Below are 13,924 nucleotides of genomic sequence, written 5' to 3'. Positions count from 1 at the left end.
TCCAGACCGCCATTCGACTACCGTCGGCGAGTTCGCTCAGGGCAGGGTGATGCCGACGCGGTCGGCGCGTTTCTGGCCCCATTCGTAGAGGGCGGTGAGGACCGGGACCAGGCTCCAGCCCTCCTCGGTCAGGTCGTATTCGACCTGTGGCGGGACGGTGTCGAAGATGGTGCGGCGGATGAGGCCGTCGGCTTCCAGATCGCGCAGCTGCTGGACGAGCATCTTCTCACTGGTACTCGGCATCAGTCGGCGCAGTTCGCCGTAGCGACGCACGCCCTCTTTGAGGTGGGCCAGAATGACCGGCTTCCATTTGCCGTCGATGAGGTCGACGGTCACCTCCACCGCGCAGTAGTAGCGCTTGTCCGGCATTGCTCGCCTCCCGGTACTCACCAAAAAGTGCGTTCTTGTAACACTGTAATCATCAGGCTTTCATGGAACTCGCCCTGCGGCGCGGCCGCACCACATTCTGCAGACATGGAGCTCGATTCCCATGAAAGTCATCGTTTTCGACAGCTTCAAGCCCGGCGTGACGATGGAAACCATTACCCCGTATCTCCCCGAAGAGGTCGCCAATGTGTGGCGGCTGTGGAAGGCGGGCATCGTCCGCGAGAACTACGCCCGCGCCGATGAGCCCGGCGTGGTGATCGTCTTCGAGGTCGACAGCGTCGAGGAGGCCAAGCGCTACGTCGCCGATTTCCCACTGACCAAGGCCGGTCACCTGGAATGGACCTATGTTCCGGTGCAGGCGCCCCTGCCGCTCGAGGCGCTGATGGATCCGTCCGTCGACGTCGCCGAGCCCTACGACCGGACGAAGGTGGCGTCGGCCTGATGCAATACGCCTACGGTCTCAGCATTCCGCAGACCCTCGAGGATGCGTGCGACCCGACCAGGATGGCGCTGCTCATCTACGACATGCAGGTCGGCATCGTGCGGCAGCTGCCCGATGGCGACAAGATCGTCCAGGCCTGCCTGCAATTGCGGGATGCCGCGCGAGAGAACGGGTTTCGGGTTTTCTACACCCGGCACATGTCGCTGCCGCCCGCCGCCGCCGGTGTCAGCCAGTTGCGCACGGCCATGGAGTGGCAGCGGGTCGAGAACCCGAACGAGGTGCACTCCAGCTTCCCGCAGGGCTCGCCCCAGTATCAGCTCGTCCCCGAGCTGACCCCGGGCCCGAACGAGGTGGTCATCGACAAGATCACCATGTCCGCGTTCGCGGCCACCCCGCTGGATATCGCATTGCGCGACTTGGGAATCGACACCTTCGCCATCGCGGGCATCGCCATGGAGGTCGGCATCGAACCCACCGTCCGACACAGCCTGGACCTGGGCTACCTGCCCATCCTGGTGACCGATGCCTGCGGCGCGGGCCATCCGGCGGCGGCCGAACGTTCCTTGGCCACACTGGCTTTCGCCGGTGGTTCCTTCACCACGGACGCCGCCGCGCTCGCCGCGCAGATGAACCGCCACTGAGCGGAAGTCGCGCCGGAGCGAGCGCGGTCAGCACCTGGAAGCGCCGCACGAACTCCCGCAGCGCAACCCGGTCCTCATCGTCGGGCGGGTGGTACCCCCGCTCGGCGGTGACCGATACCGTGCTCCCGGCGCGCACCCGCAACTCGTCCCAACTCCACGGCAGCACCGGTGTCTGCACGGTGTGCCCATTGCAGGTCACCGTGATCCGAGAGGTGAACCGGCCCGCGGTGTCGGCAAGATCCTCGGCCGCGTCGGCAGTCAGCGCACCCGTCGCCGTGAACTCCTCGACATACATCGCGACCCCCTTACTCTCTGCTGTCGCTGCTGGCCAGTCTAGGAGCACGGCGTCCACACGGGATCTCCACAATCGCCGCACCTGGTCTCCATAGGTGCCGGTTAGGGTCTGGGCATGCGTAGATGGGTGGACCGGGTGGTACTCGGGTTGGGGTGGTGCGCCTCGGTGGCGGGAGTTCTCGGGATCGTGCTGCATTTCGGGACGTGGCGGCGACAGGTTTTTGTGCTGTTGGCGTCAGGGGCTTCGTATTTGATGCTCGGTGCGGTGTTGGGGTTGGTTCTGTTCCTGATCGCGCGGGGGTGGCGGAGTGCGGCGGCGGCCGGGGTGATCGTCGCGGCGGTGTTGTGGACGCAGGTGCCGATGTTCGTGCCGGAGGGGCGGGCGGCGAGTGGGCCGGAAGTCTCGGTCATGCAGTCGAATCTGTTGTTAGGAGAGGCTGATGCGGCCACGGTGGTTCGGGCGGTGCGGGAGAACCGGGTCGAGCTGCTCACCGTCGATGAGCTGACACCCGCAGTGGTCGAGCGGCTCGCGGCGGCCGGAATCGGGGAGCTGCTGCCGAATCAGTTCCTCCAGGCCCGTGGGGGCGCCAATGGTACCGGGATCTACAGCCGATATCCCTTGCGGGACACCAAGAAGTACGACGGCTTCTGGATGAACAATCTGTCTGCCACGATGGAGCATCCACAGCGCGGTGCGGTCGCGGTATTCGCATTCCATCCGGTGCCGCCGTCGGTCGACTTCCCGGCGTGGGGTTCGGAGCTGGACCGGATTCGCGAAATACTGGACGCGCAACAGGGTCCCGCGATCGTCGGCGCGGATTTCAATGCCACACGCGATCATTCGGCATTCCGTGATCTGCTGCGCGGGCGATTTGTCGCGGCGGCGGACCAGTCGGGTGCCGGGCCACTGCTCACCTATCCCGCGGACCGCCGGTGGGGTCCGGTGATCGGCATCGACCACATTCTGGTCGCCGATGGCACGGCAGCGGAGGTCCGCTCGCTCACCATTCCCGGATCGGATCATCGCGCGATACTGGCACAGGTGCGGTTGAACGACTGACAAAAGCGAACGCGTCAGACGTATACGCGCGCAGGGGTTTCTGCGATTACCATGTGATCGCTCGACGGGCCGGCGGATGCGATGCGCCGCACCCCTCGAGTCGCGGTTCGCGAGGACGGACCCACAGTGAGTTCGGGGAGGAAAGACCTGATGAGGACTAAACGGCTGCGGTTCGGGGTGGTCGCCGTATTGATGCTGGTCGGCGCGGCGCTGGTCGGATGCGACGGCAAGGCGGGCCAGCAGGCGGCGAGCGCGGTGACCGCGGACAATCCGTGGGAGTTGACCGGCGCGGTCTCGAACAACGGGCCCAGCGGCCCGCGCAAGGGCGTGCCGGACGCACCGCTCACCGCGGAGAACGGTGACGGCGGCGCGGTCGACAAGCTCGCCCTCAACACCATCGCCGATCTGGAAGATTTCTGGAAGACCGAGTACGGCAAGAACTTTCCCGGCACCTTCAAGCCCGTGAGCCGCTATATCTCCTGGAATGCCAAGGCGCCCAAGGAGCAGGCGATCAACTTCTGCAAGTCCAGCACCTACCACCTGGTCAACGCCGCCTACTGCAGCCTGGACCACACCATCGGCTGGGATCGCGGCGTGCTGCTGCCGCTGCTGCAGCAGAAGTACAGCGATATGGCGATCGTGATGGTGCTCGCCCACGAATACGGCCACTCCATCCAGGGGCAGGCCAAAATCGCCGGATTCTTCAGTGGGGCGCTGGTGAAGGAGCAGCAGGCCGACTGCCTGGCCGGTGTCTTCCTTCGACATGTGGCGGAAGGGAATTCGGCGCACTTCACGCTGAATATGACCGACGGCCTCAACGCGGTGCTCGGTGCGACCATCGCGGTGCGCGATAGCGATCCGGATAACCCGAAGAATGTCCACGGCTCCGCCTTCGAGCGCGTGACGGCGGTGCAGATCGGCTACACCGACGGCGCCCAGGGCTGCAAGAAGATCAACAAGAAGGAGATCGAGCAGCGCAGGGGAACCCTGCCCAAGACCTACGAGGACGGCGAAAAGGACGCCCAGCTTCCGGTCGACGTCGCCTCGCTGACCAGCCTGAGTCAGGCGCTGGCGAAGATCTTCCCGCTGCAGCGGGCGCCGCAGTACGACTACAACGGGATCGTCAAGAACTGCTCGAAGGTCACCGCCACCGAGCCGGTCTCCTACTGCCCGAGTTCGAACAAGATCGGCACCGACGTGCCCGAACTCGCCAAGCGCGGCGGGCCGATGAAGGGCGACGACGAACCGCTCTCCGCGGTCGTGGACGGCGATTACAACGCCTTCGCCGTCTTCATCTCCCGCTATGTGCTTGCGGTGCAACAGGAACGCAAACTCTCCATCACCGGAGCCGAGACCGCCGGACTGCGCACCGCATGCCTCACCGGAGTCGTGACGACCAAGCTGAGCGAACCGGGCAGCGATCCGCGGCTCTCGGCCAATGACCTCGACGAGGCGGTCTCCGGACTGCTCGCCGACGGCCTGGTCGCCAGCGATGTGGACGGCAAGGTGGTGGGGAGCGGCTTCCAGCGGTTGGAGGCGTTCCGCACCGGCGTGCTCGACGGCGAGCAGACCTGCCTGACGAACTACCGCTAGTTCACCGGCAGTGAGCGCAGGGAGCTGAGGGTGGTCGCCAGCGCGCGGGCGGCCTCGGCTCCCTTGGTCACGAAATGCTCGGTGAAGTAGGTGACGTGCTCGTTGTGCTCATGGAAGTGATGCGGGGTGAGCACCACCGAGAAAACCGGCACATCGGTGTCGAGCTGCACCCGCATCAGACCGTCGATCACCGCGGAAGCGACGAAATCGTGCCGGTAGATGCCGCCGTCCACGACCAGCGCGGCCGCGACGATCGCCGAGTACTCGCCGCTGCGTGCCAGTCGCTTGGCGTGCAGCGGAATCTCGAATGCGCCGGGCACCTCGAACACATCGACGTTGGCCGGGTCGAGGCCGAGCCCGGCGTATTCGGCGGTGAAGCCCTCGTAGGCCTTGCCGACGATCGAGCTGTGCCAGGTGGCGCGAATGAAGGCGACTCTTTCTCCCATGGGCAGAGCCTACTTGCCCCTACTCGCCGGTCAGGTGCGACTCCAGCCACTCCAGCACGTCGGAGAGCACCTTGTCCTGTTCGGGTTCGTTGAATACCTCGTGGTAGAGGCCTTCGTAGCGGATCACGGTGAGGTCCTTCGAACCCGCGGATCGTTCGATCAGGTCGGTGCTCGATGGTGCGGCGATGGCGTCGGCGGTGCCGTGCAGTACCAGCAGCGGCGCGGTGAGCTTGTCCAAGCGGCTCTTGACGAATTCGGTGGCGTTCAGCATCTCCATGCCGGTGCGGGCCGGGAGTTTGCCGCGGAAGACCAGCGGATCGTTGTCGTAGGCGCGGACCACCTCGGGATCGCGGCTGATCATCGACGAATCCAGTTTCAGCACACCGAGATTCGGGGCGAACCGGGATAGCAGCGGGCCGAGCAGGCGCTGTAGCGGATTGCCGACGGCGATATCCAGCGGCGGCGCCGAGAGCACGATGCCCTCGACGTCGATCGGTGCGCGGGTGGCCAGATACAGCGTGATCAGACTGCCCATCGAATGCGCGACCAGGAACCGCGGCACATCCGGATGTTCGCGGCTGGCGATCTTCAGCATCTCCGCGACATTGTCGGCCGAGCCCGCCATGGAGCCGATATTCGCATTATTGCCCGCGGACTTGCCGTGGCCGAGGTGGTCGAGCGCGTAGACGGCGAAGCCGCTGTCCGCCAGGCGCTTTCCGACATGGGCGTAGCGACCGGAGTGCTCGGCGACGCCGTGCACGAGCACGATCACCGCGCGCGCCTCGGTCTCGGGAAGCCATGCGCGCCAAGCGATCCGGCTCCCGATGCCGTCGAATTCGCCGGTCTCGGTGCCCGGTGCCGGCTCGGGGGACGCGCTGGCCTGCGGATCGGTTGTCATGCATCGGCTCCTGGGGTCGGTGGCGGCGCCGCGAGCTGATCGATCAGCCGCCGGTTGAACTCGATCAGCCGAGCGTAGTTCACCAGCGAGATGCGCTCGTCGGTTCCATGGATGGTTTCCACATCGGCCTGGGTCAGCACGATGGGGGCGAAGTTGCACCGAGTGGTAGCGAGGTCGTCGTAATGCCGGGAGTCGGTGGCGCCGGGGACGATTCCGGTGGTCACCGCGATGCCGGGGACGACGGTCTCGGCGAGGTCGGCGATCAGGTCGAAGGCCGGGCCGGGCGGCTTGCCGGGGGACGGCTCGGAGGTCATGCCGACGAGTTCGATCCGCACGTCCGTGTCGCGTACCACTTTGCGGCAGTGCTCGAGCACCGATGCGACCGAATCGCCGGGCAGGATGCGGAAATTCACCAGGGCCTCGGCCTGCTGCGGCAGCACATTGGGTTTGATGCCGCCGCGGATGACCGTCGGCGCGGTCGTGGTGCGCACCATTGCCTCGGTTTGCGGACGAGCCGCCAGCATCCGGGTGATGACCGGCCTGGCCAGTCTGGCGAATCCGAGCAGGCGGCGGCGATATTCCGGCATGACTCGGCGCAGTCTGGCGACCATATCGGACACCACCGGCGTCAAGCGCAGCGGCATCGGATGGTCCTGAATTCGGCCCACGGCGCGGGCGATCCGGCCCACGGCGGTCTGCTTACCCGGCATGGACGAATGTCCGCCCACCGCCGATACCGAAAGCCGAACGGTCGCATAGCCTTTCTCGCCGACCATAATGGAGGCCACCGGGCGGTCTATGCCGTCCGCGACGCCGTCGAGGATTACCCCGCCCTCGTCGAGCAGCAGATCCGCGCGCACGCCGGATTCCCGCAGCCGCTGCGCCATCCGCACCGCACCGTCATCCCCGAACACCTCCTCGTCGTGCCCGAACGCCAGATAGATGGTGTGCCGCGGGCGAATTCCCGCCGCGAGCGCGGATTCGACCGCCTCCAAGATGGCGATCAGCCGACTCTTGTCATCGATCGCCCCACGCCCCCAAATGAATTCGTCATCCACGACGCCCGCGAAGGGTGGGTGCGTCCAGCGCCGCGGATCATCGACCGGCACCACGTCCTGATGTGCGAGCAGGATCACCGACACGTGCTCCGGCTCGACGCCCGCCCACCGGTACAGCCTGCTATGCCCGAACCGCTCCAACTCCAACTCGGCATGCACCAGCGGGAACGACTGTTCGAGGTGCGCGGCGAGACGGACAAATTCGCGGTCGCTTGTCTCGGTGGCATCAGCCTGCCTGGCCGACCCGGTACTCGGCCGCTCGGTGGACTCGGCATCTCGGCGTCCGAGGGACCCGGCAGCCGACTGCTCGACGGGTGCGGCGCCTGTGCGCGCGGTGTCTGCCTGTCCGGACCCGGTGCCCGTCTGCCCAGTCGACCCGGTATCCGATTGCGAGGTGGGCCCGATAACCGACTGCGCGGTGGACCCGGCACTCGGCCGCTCGGGGAACTCGGCATCTCGCTGCAGGATGGACCCGGTGGTCGACTGCTCGATGGACGCAGCGCCCGTGCGCGGTGTGTCTGCCTGGCGGGTCGACCCGGTACCCGTCTGCTCAGTCGACTCTCTATCCGACTGCGCGGAGAGCACCGCACCCTGCTGCGTTGTCGATGCGATATCCGGCGGCTCGTGCGAAATCGTCGCGCATCGCAGGGCATATGCGAGGCGTTCGGCGACTTGCGCGTCGACCACCACGGCGGTCGGGCGGGTCTGCGCTGCGCTACCTGTCATCGAGGGCCGGACTCGTTCGGCAAATTCATGGGCATCACTGCATTGTTCAACACATCGGGTCCGAGGGTGCGCACCTTCTGGTCGCGCCACTTCGCCCAGGCCTCGCTGGTGCCGCCGGTGAGGTCGGGGGTGCGTGGGGAGGTGAGCAGCGGGAGTTCCAAGCGGGCCGCGAGCACGGTGACCTGGCTGTTGGCGGCGGCATGGGACCAGACGTCGTCGACGACATCGGTGATCCGGACGCCGAGGCGGTCCCCGGCGCGCAGCGGCCAGTCCTGGGCCAGCATTCTGATGTCGGCGGTGTCGGCGACGGGAGCGATGCCGCGGGTGATGACCGTGGCGCGGCCGTCGGGCGCGATATCGAACAGCTCGACCGCGACCGTCGCGGCGGGTGAACCGGACAGGCGCAGCGACGCCGTCGGGATGCCGGAGATGTGCTGGTCGGTGGTCAGCGGTTCGGAGATGGACCAGATTTCGCGGTCGGGTCCGGGAAGCAGACCACGGTCGGTGTAGACGCCGGTGCGCAGGTCGATCGGGACGCGGCGCGAGTCCGCTGGCGGCCAAGCGGTTTCGGAGCGCCAGCGGCCGTCGAACTGCTCGACGGTAATCCGTGGGCCCGGCACTTCGACATCGCGGCCAGCGACGTGCTTGTCGAAGAAGGCGAGCAGCTCGCTGTCGAAATCCGGTGTGCCGCATTTGTTGTGGCAATCGCTGTGACCCCATTCGCCGAACCAGGCGCGGTGATCGCCGGGGCCCAGCGCGTTCCAGACGTCGAATACCCGATAGGCGCGGGTGTTGTAGTCCAGGAAGCCCTGGCCGAGCAGCAGCGGAATCGTATTGCCGCGCAACTGTTCCACGAGATCACGTGCGCGCCAGAACTCGGTGCCGCCATCGTGATTCGTCGTATTCGCCGCGAATTGCGCGTAGCACTCGGGGGATATCTGGACCGCATTGGCCTGGTACTCGGGCGAGTCGTCGGGTCGCCCCGGTGTGGAGGCGATGAGCAGATGCTCGATACCGGTCGTATCCGCGGGCCGAATGCCCTGCTCGGTCACCGGCTTACCGGAGAACTTCCAGGAAATGCCCCGCATGTACACATACGAATACGGATCGACAACCGGTCCGAACGAGGCGACGGCGGCCAGGCCCGCGGGTTTGGCCGCCAAGCCCATCATCCCGGTCCAGCCCTCGTAGGAGGTGCCGACCATGCCAACCCGGCCGGTCGACCACGGTTGGCCCGCCGCCCACTCCACCGCGGTGGCCACATCCGAGCGTTCGCCCGGCCCGCCGAAATCCGGGCAGCCCGATGAGCCGCCGAATCCGCGCAGATCGACGATGACGTAGGTGTAGCCCGCATTCAGGAACATCGCCACATGCAGGTCGTCGGTCGACGGACCGCTCTCCAGCCGCGGCACGCTCAGATAGGCGGCATGCGACCGATACGGGCTGACGGTCATTACCACCGGCGTGCGGGCGTCCTCGGCGATGCCCTCCGGCCGCAGGATATCGGCGTGCAGCCGAGTGCCGTCCGCGGCGGTGATATAGCTCTGCGACCACTGATACGGCACGCCCACCGGCTCGGCCGCCGTCACCGGCGCCAATACGCCCAGCATCAACAGAACCCCGGCCAACCCACGCCACAAAACCGAACCCACAGCCACCCGAGAACTATCGACCGCCGCTGGTCGAGAGTCCAGCCCCCGGAACGGGGGTGTCACTCGTCGCTCCGCGGCCGGACCGCCGAGGACGGGCTTCAGATCCAGTACCGGGGTGCCCACGCGTCGACTCTGTCCTTCTTACCCTGCTGTGGCGCGCACTTTCGCGCTCCGCTCGGCCGAGCTGTCCCGGACGGCTGATCACCATGTGCTCAGGTCCGCTCTCGACATTTGCCGCCCTGAGCCGGCCACGGCGGCGCGACTCGCCCTCATCGACGGGCGTGTCGGCCTGATCTGGGCGGGTCGGCGGCACACCGCGATTTCACCGTCTCTCGTCGCCATCGACCTGCTCGCCGACCCGGAGACCTTGTAACTCATGGAACTCGAGCTGCGGGCGGGCAGAGTCTCGCCTGTCACATCTCGGTCGCCGCGCTGGTCAGGGGTGTGACGGCGCGTGCCGATGGTACGAGGCGGGAGAGCCGCGATGAGAAATGAACGGCGGGCCATTTGCTTTTGCTATGGCCATTGTGAAGTTCGAGCTCCGCCAACAAGATTCGGCTGGTGTCTCAGGCAGCGCGGCGTATGATCGGGCCAGTGCGAGTCCCCGGGGGAAGTATGAGCGAGCCGGTGACCACGGATTGGGACAGATTCGTGCAGGCACTGGCGCAATGCCTATCCGAACTACCTTCCCGGGCCACGCTGATCATCGCCGCGCCCGGCAACCGTTACGTCCAATTCGTGCAATACGACATAAAACTGTCCGTCGAACTGGCGGGTAATTCCTATCTCGCGCAGCCCATCTCACCGACCGGTGAGCGCATGCTGCGCGACCTCGGCTGGCGCGAGCCCGTCGCGCGACGCGAGATCGACAATTGGACCCGCATCCTGCTGTGGCCCCTTTCTTTGGACACCCTGGTCGCACTCGCCCGCTCGGTCGCCATCGGCCTGCGCGACGCGCTCGGTGTCGGCACGCCGGCGGAACTGCGCGCCATGGGCTGGACCGAGACCTCGGGTGATCTGGATCTCACGGCGTTGGGGCCGATCGCCCGCCGCGGCGCGAACTGACGCGGTGGGGAGACCCGCGCTACGTGGCACTATTCTGTGAACCATGGCAGTAGGCAAGGGCGGCACGCCGTCGAAGGAAGCGAAGGCCGCGGCGAAGGCGGCCCGCAAGCAGCAGTCGAAAGAACGCCGCCAGCAGCTCTGGCAGGCGTTCCAGATGCAGCGCAAGGAAGACAAGCTGCTGCTGCCTTTGATGATCGGCGCCGTCGTCGGCATCACCGTCGTATTCCTGGTGGTCGGCCTGATCTTCGGGCTGCAATGGTTCCTGCTGCCGCTCGGTCTGCTGCTCGGCGTGCTGGTCGCGTTCATCATCTTCGGCCGCCGGGTGCAGCGCAACGTCTACGCCAAGGCCGAGGGCCAGGCCGGCGCGGCGGCGTGGGTGCTGGAGAATCTGCAGGGCAAGTGGCGGGTCAACAATGGCATCGCCGCGACCACCCAGCTGGACGCGGTGCATCGGGTGATCGGCCTGCCCGGCGTCATCCTGATCGGCGAGGGTTCCCCGCAGCGACTGAAATCGTTACTGGCGCAGGAGAAGAAGCGCACCGCCCGGCTCATCGGCGACACCCCGATCTACGACATCATCATCGGCAACGACGAGGGCCAGATCCCGCTCAAGGAGCTGCAGAAGCACCTCACCAAACTGCCGCGCAATATCGACGCCAAGCGGATGGAGCTCATCGAAGGCCGTCTCTCCGCGCTCAGCTCGCGCAGCGGACCCGCACTGCCCAAGGGCCCGATGCCCGCGGGCGCCAAGATGCGCGGTGTGCAGCGCACCATCCGTCGGCGCTGATTTCTTCGGATCCGATAGGCCCGCATCCCGTGCGCCGGGGTGCGGGCCTTCGCGTTTTCTAAGGGGTCGTTCCGGTCCGCCCGGTACTGAGCAACCAGGTGATCCGGTCGTAGCCGATGGCGTGGTAGACGACGAGCACGGCGGTGAAGATCAGGGCCCAGCGCGGCAGTCCCGCGATCCAGAATGCGGCCGCGCCGCCGAACAGCACCACGATCTCGACCAGCAGCCGCACCCAGCCATCCACCCCGACCGGGGCCTTTCCACTGCGGCTCGGATCGCCGGGCACCGCGAACGTCCCCCAGGCCGCCGCGGCCGCGAGCGGCAGCAGTACAACCAGCGCATAGCGCCAGGGCGAGTCGAACGCGCGCCAACCGCAGACCGCGAACGAGGAAATGGCGGCCAGTTCGAGGAACAGCCGGACCGCCAACATGACCGGATTCAGAGACACCGCCGGAGCGTACTGTCCCCGACGTCCGCGGGGGGACTCAGCGCGAGCGGACGACCGCGGTGCCGGTGGCGCGATCGTGCATGCCACGACCGTCGGCATCGGTGAACAGGGCCGGGACCACGAAGACCAGCAGCACCTGCCGGGCCAGCGCGCGCACGAAACCGACGGCCACCGGCGCATCGACCCGGATCACCCGCAGGCGCAGGAAGTACTGGCCCGGGGTGAAGCCGAACAACGACACCGCGACGACACCGATCACGAACCAGACGAGCAGGTTGGGGGTGGTGAGCGCGCTCACGACCACCTCGAAATTCGAGGGGCGCGGCTTCCCGGCGGGGATGTCCATCCCGGCGATGATCTTGGCCGGATTCGGCCGCACGATGATCGCGGTGACACCGAGCGCGATGAACCAGTCCACCATCAGCGCGGCGATGCGCCGCATCAGGCCGACGAGCGACCCCGCGCCCGAGCGCGGCAGGCCGAGGTTCTGGCCGGGGAACTCGGGGGTTGCCGGATCGCCCGGGTCCGCCGAAGGTCCGGAGAGCCAGGATCCGCTGATGCGTGCCATGACCCCCAGAATAGGCCCCTACGACCGGTCGTAGGACACCGCACTAAATCGGAGTTGACCTCGGCGAGCAGTGCCGCGGACGGCAGGACTACCATGCTGTTCGAGCGCGGATGGCATTCACTACCTGGCCAACCGCACGTGTAACACTGGCGAAACACAGCCTTGATTGCTGCGAAACACCGCGTCCATACCGTCTGGACGCGACGAACCCATGCAATCGACACTGGCTGGGAACCGATCCGTAAGGAGAACAAGTGACGTTCAGCACGGCCGACGAGGTCATCCAGCACATCAAGGAAGAGGAAGTCGAATACGTCGACATTCGCTTCAGCGATCTTCCGGGTGTGCAGCAGCACTTCTCGATCCCCGCGAAGGCTTTCACCGCTGACCTCGCTGAGGAAGGGCTAGCGTTCGACGGCTCCTCCGTCCGTGGCTTCCAGTCCATCGACGAGTCGGACATGTTGCTGCTCCCCGACTTCAGCACCGCTCGGCTGGACCCGTTCCGCGCGGCCAAGACGCTGAACCTCAACTTCTTCGTGCACGACCCGTTCACCCGCGAGGCCTACAGCCGCGACCCGCGCAACATCGCGCGCAAGGCGGAGGAGTACCTGAAGAGCACCGGCATCGCCGACACCGCCTACTTCGGTGCCGAGGCCGAGTTCTACATCTTCGACTCCATCCGCTACGACTCGGGCATGAACGGCGCCTTCTACGAGATCGAGTCGATCTCGGGCTCCTGGAACACCGGCGCGGAGTTCAACCCGGACGGCACCCGCAACCGCGGCTACAAGGTCCGCAACAAGGGCGGTTACTTCCCGGTCGCGCCGTACGACCACTACGTCGACCTGCGCGACAAGATCTCGACCAACCTGCAGGACGCGGGCTTCGAGCTCGAGCGTGGCCACCACGAGGTCGGCACCGCCGGTCAGGCCGAGATCAACTACCGCTTCAACACCCTGTTGCACGCGGCCGACGACCTGCAGCTGTTCAAGTACATCGTGAAGAACACCGCGTGGGCCGAGGGCAAGACCGTCACCTTCATGCCGAAGCCGCTCTTCGGTGATAACGGTTCGGGCATGCACGTGCACCAGTCGCTGTGGAAGGACGGCAAGCCGCTGTTCCACGACGAGTCCGGCTACGCCGGCCTGTCGGACCTGGCGCGCCACTACATCGGCGGCATCCTGCACCACGCCCCGTCGCTGCTGGCGTTCACCAACCCGACCGTGAACTCCTACCACCGCCTGGTCCCGGGCTACGAGGCCCCGATCAACCTGGTGTACTCGCAGCGCAACCGCTCCGCCGCGGTCCGCATCCCGGTCACCGGCAACAACCCGAAGGCCAAGCGCATCGAGTTCCGCGCGCCGGACTCCTCGGGTAACCCGTACCTGGCCTTCGCCGCCATGATGATGGCCGGCCTGGACGGCATCAAGAAGAAGATCGAGCCGAAGGCCCCGGTCGACAAGGACCTCTACGAGCTCCCGCCGGAGGAGGCCAAGGGCATCCCGCAGGCCCCCACCAGCCTGGCCTCGGTCATCGACCGCCTCGAGCAGGACCACGACTACCTGACCGAAGGCAACGTCTTCACCTCGGACCTCATCGAGACCTGGATCAACCTCAAGCGCGAAAACGAAATCGCGCCGGTGAACCTGCGTCCGCACCCGTATGAGTTCGAGCTGTACTTCGACGTGTAAGCCGGACCAGGGCTTTTACGCCTGATTCGGGCTCTCGGTACGCGGAGAGTACGCAGCAGTAGAACCAGAGTCCACCCGTTGGGCGATCACTCCGGCGATCGTCTGGCGGGTGGACTCGTCTGTATCCGGGCCCGGTCCGGACGAGCTTCTGGACTCGACGAACGTAGT

Annotated in this window: 16 protein-coding genes; 8 read left to right on the top strand and 8 right to left on the bottom strand. The window is 66.4% G+C overall.

Annotation, left to right across the window (positions count from 1 at the left end):
- Positions 1 to 36: 36 nt before the first annotated feature.
- On the bottom strand, positions 37 to 369 hold the full coding sequence (locus ACHQ4I_RS31810) for a winged helix-turn-helix transcriptional regulator (RefSeq protein WP_420775575.1): 333 nt from the start codon (positions 367 to 369) through the stop codon (positions 37 to 39).
- 121 nt (positions 370 to 490) lie between these two features.
- On the opposite strand from ACHQ4I_RS31810, the gene ACHQ4I_RS31805 reads away from it, so the two are divergent.
- Both ACHQ4I_RS31805 and ACHQ4I_RS31800 read left to right on the top strand, forming a co-directional pair.
- A complete protein-coding gene (locus tag ACHQ4I_RS31805) occupies positions 491 to 829 on the top strand; it encodes a YciI family protein (RefSeq protein WP_420775574.1) in 339 nt (112 codons plus the stop codon).
- Positions 829 to 1,470, top strand: a complete 642-nt coding sequence (locus ACHQ4I_RS31800; protein ID WP_420775573.1) for a cysteine hydrolase family protein — start codon at positions 829 to 831, stop codon at positions 1,468 to 1,470. The genes ACHQ4I_RS31805 and ACHQ4I_RS31800 overlap by 1 nt, the downstream gene beginning before the upstream one ends.
- On the opposite strand, the gene ACHQ4I_RS31795 is transcribed toward ACHQ4I_RS31800, so the two are convergent.
- Positions 1,424 to 1,765: a hypothetical protein gene (locus tag ACHQ4I_RS31795; RefSeq protein WP_420775572.1), complete on the bottom strand. Its 342-nt coding sequence runs from the start codon at positions 1,763 to 1,765 to the stop codon at positions 1,424 to 1,426. The genes ACHQ4I_RS31800 and ACHQ4I_RS31795 overlap by 47 nt on opposite strands.
- Positions 1,766 to 1,879: 114 nt before the next feature.
- Between ACHQ4I_RS31795 and ACHQ4I_RS31790 the strand changes: the two genes are divergently transcribed.
- Both ACHQ4I_RS31790 and ACHQ4I_RS31785 read left to right on the top strand, forming a co-directional pair.
- Positions 1,880 to 2,824: an endonuclease/exonuclease/phosphatase family protein gene (locus tag ACHQ4I_RS31790; protein WP_420775571.1), complete on the top strand. Its 945-nt coding sequence runs from the start codon at positions 1,880 to 1,882 to the stop codon at positions 2,822 to 2,824.
- Between the two features lie 150 nt (positions 2,825 to 2,974).
- Complete coding sequence (locus ACHQ4I_RS31785; RefSeq protein WP_420775570.1) at positions 2,975 to 4,417, top strand: neutral zinc metallopeptidase; 1,443 nt, start codon at positions 2,975 to 2,977, stop codon at positions 4,415 to 4,417.
- On the opposite strand, the gene ACHQ4I_RS31780 is transcribed toward ACHQ4I_RS31785, so the two are convergent.
- The 4 genes from ACHQ4I_RS31780 to ACHQ4I_RS31765 are packed head-to-tail and all read right to left on the bottom strand — an operon-like array spanning position 4,414 to position 9,203.
- Positions 4,414 to 4,863, bottom strand: a complete 450-nt coding sequence (locus ACHQ4I_RS31780) for a 6,7-dimethyl-8-ribityllumazine synthase (protein ID WP_420775569.1) — start codon at positions 4,861 to 4,863, stop codon at positions 4,414 to 4,416. The two genes, ACHQ4I_RS31785 and ACHQ4I_RS31780, sit on opposite strands and share 4 nt — an antisense overlap.
- Positions 4,864 to 4,882: 19 nt before the next feature.
- On the bottom strand, positions 4,883 to 5,761 hold the full coding sequence (locus ACHQ4I_RS31775; protein ID WP_420775568.1) for an alpha/beta hydrolase: 879 nt from the start codon (positions 5,759 to 5,761) through the stop codon (positions 4,883 to 4,885).
- Complete coding sequence (locus ACHQ4I_RS31770) at positions 5,758 to 7,545, bottom strand: M20/M25/M40 family metallo-hydrolase (RefSeq protein ID WP_420775567.1); 1,788 nt, start codon at positions 7,543 to 7,545, stop codon at positions 5,758 to 5,760. The genes ACHQ4I_RS31775 and ACHQ4I_RS31770 overlap by 4 nt, the downstream gene beginning before the upstream one ends.
- Positions 7,542 to 9,203, bottom strand: coding sequence for a CocE/NonD family hydrolase (locus ACHQ4I_RS31765; protein WP_420775566.1), 1,662 nt, complete (start codon positions 9,201 to 9,203; stop codon positions 7,542 to 7,544). Before ACHQ4I_RS31765 ends, ACHQ4I_RS31770 begins: the two co-directional genes overlap by 4 nt.
- A gap of 202 nt (positions 9,204 to 9,405) precedes the next feature.
- Here ACHQ4I_RS31765 and ACHQ4I_RS31760 point away from each other — a divergent pair, with 202 nt between their 5' ends.
- From ACHQ4I_RS31760 to ACHQ4I_RS31750, 3 genes are all read left to right on the top strand, one after another.
- Entirely contained in the window at positions 9,406 to 9,570 is a 165-nt protein-coding gene (locus ACHQ4I_RS31760) for a hypothetical protein (protein WP_420775565.1), read from the top strand.
- Positions 9,571 to 9,812: 242 nt separating this feature from the next.
- Entirely contained in the window at positions 9,813 to 10,262 is a 450-nt protein-coding gene (locus ACHQ4I_RS31755; RefSeq protein WP_420775564.1) for a TY-Chap domain-containing protein, read from the top strand.
- Positions 10,263 to 10,305: 43 nt separating this feature from the next.
- Positions 10,306 to 11,049: a DUF4191 domain-containing protein gene (locus ACHQ4I_RS31750; RefSeq protein WP_420775563.1), complete on the top strand. Its 744-nt coding sequence runs from the start codon at positions 10,306 to 10,308 to the stop codon at positions 11,047 to 11,049.
- A gap of 58 nt (positions 11,050 to 11,107) precedes the next feature.
- On the opposite strand, the gene ACHQ4I_RS31745 is transcribed toward ACHQ4I_RS31750, so the two are convergent.
- Positions 11,108 to 11,497, bottom strand: coding sequence for a YrdB family protein (locus ACHQ4I_RS31745; protein WP_420775562.1), 390 nt, complete (start codon positions 11,495 to 11,497; stop codon positions 11,108 to 11,110).
- Between the two features lie 37 nt (positions 11,498 to 11,534).
- Entirely contained in the window at positions 11,535 to 12,065 is a 531-nt protein-coding gene (locus ACHQ4I_RS31740) for an RDD family protein (RefSeq protein ID WP_420775561.1), read from the bottom strand.
- Between the two features lie 254 nt (positions 12,066 to 12,319).
- On the opposite strand from ACHQ4I_RS31740, the gene glnA reads away from it, so the two are divergent.
- The gene (gene glnA / locus ACHQ4I_RS31735; RefSeq protein ID WP_420775560.1) at positions 12,320 to 13,756 is read left to right on the top strand and encodes a type I glutamate--ammonia ligase; all 1,437 of its coding nucleotides are present in this window, start codon (positions 12,320 to 12,322) and stop codon (positions 13,754 to 13,756) included.
- The last annotated feature ends 168 nt before the right edge of the window (positions 13,757 to 13,924 follow it).

It is taken from the genome of Nocardia nepalensis (assembly GCF_048910785.1).
GTDB lineage: Bacteria > Actinomycetota > Actinomycetes > Mycobacteriales > Mycobacteriaceae > Nocardia > Nocardia nepalensis.
Note: the sequence above shows the minus strand (reverse complement) of the source record. Positions and strands in the feature narration are given on the sequence as shown.

Bases quoted from the DNA above. Each gene is read 5' to 3' on its own strand.
- ACHQ4I_RS31780 (WP_420775569.1), bottom strand. From the start codon at position 4,863: ATGGGAGAAAGAGTCGCCTTCATTCGCGCCACCTGGCACAGCTCGATC.
- ACHQ4I_RS31755 (WP_420775564.1), top strand. From the start codon at position 9,813: ATGAGCGAGCCGGTGACCACGGATTGGGACAGATTCGTGCAGGCACTG.
- ACHQ4I_RS31790 (WP_420775571.1), top strand. From the start codon at position 1,880: ATGCGTAGATGGGTGGACCGGGTGGTACTCGGGTTGGGGTGGTGCGCC.
- ACHQ4I_RS31770 (WP_420775567.1), bottom strand. From the start codon at position 7,545: ATGACAGGTAGCGCAGCGCAGACCCGCCCGACCGCCGTGGTGGTCGAC.
- ACHQ4I_RS31775 (WP_420775568.1), bottom strand. From the start codon at position 5,761: ATGACAACCGATCCGCAGGCCAGCGCGTCCCCCGAGCCGGCACCGGGC.
- ACHQ4I_RS31785 (WP_420775570.1), top strand. From the start codon at position 2,975: ATGAGGACTAAACGGCTGCGGTTCGGGGTGGTCGCCGTATTGATGCTG.
- ACHQ4I_RS31740 (WP_420775561.1), bottom strand. From the start codon at position 12,065: ATGGCACGCATCAGCGGATCCTGGCTCTCCGGACCTTCGGCGGACCCG.
- ACHQ4I_RS31805 (WP_420775574.1), top strand. From the start codon at position 491: ATGAAAGTCATCGTTTTCGACAGCTTCAAGCCCGGCGTGACGATGGAA.
- ACHQ4I_RS31795 (WP_420775572.1), bottom strand. From the start codon at position 1,765: ATGTATGTCGAGGAGTTCACGGCGACGGGTGCGCTGACTGCCGACGCG.
- ACHQ4I_RS31800 (WP_420775573.1), top strand. From the start codon at position 829: ATGCAATACGCCTACGGTCTCAGCATTCCGCAGACCCTCGAGGATGCG.
- ACHQ4I_RS31810 (WP_420775575.1), bottom strand. From the start codon at position 369: ATGCCGGACAAGCGCTACTACTGCGCGGTGGAGGTGACCGTCGACCTC.
- ACHQ4I_RS31750 (WP_420775563.1), top strand. From the start codon at position 10,306: ATGGCAGTAGGCAAGGGCGGCACGCCGTCGAAGGAAGCGAAGGCCGCG.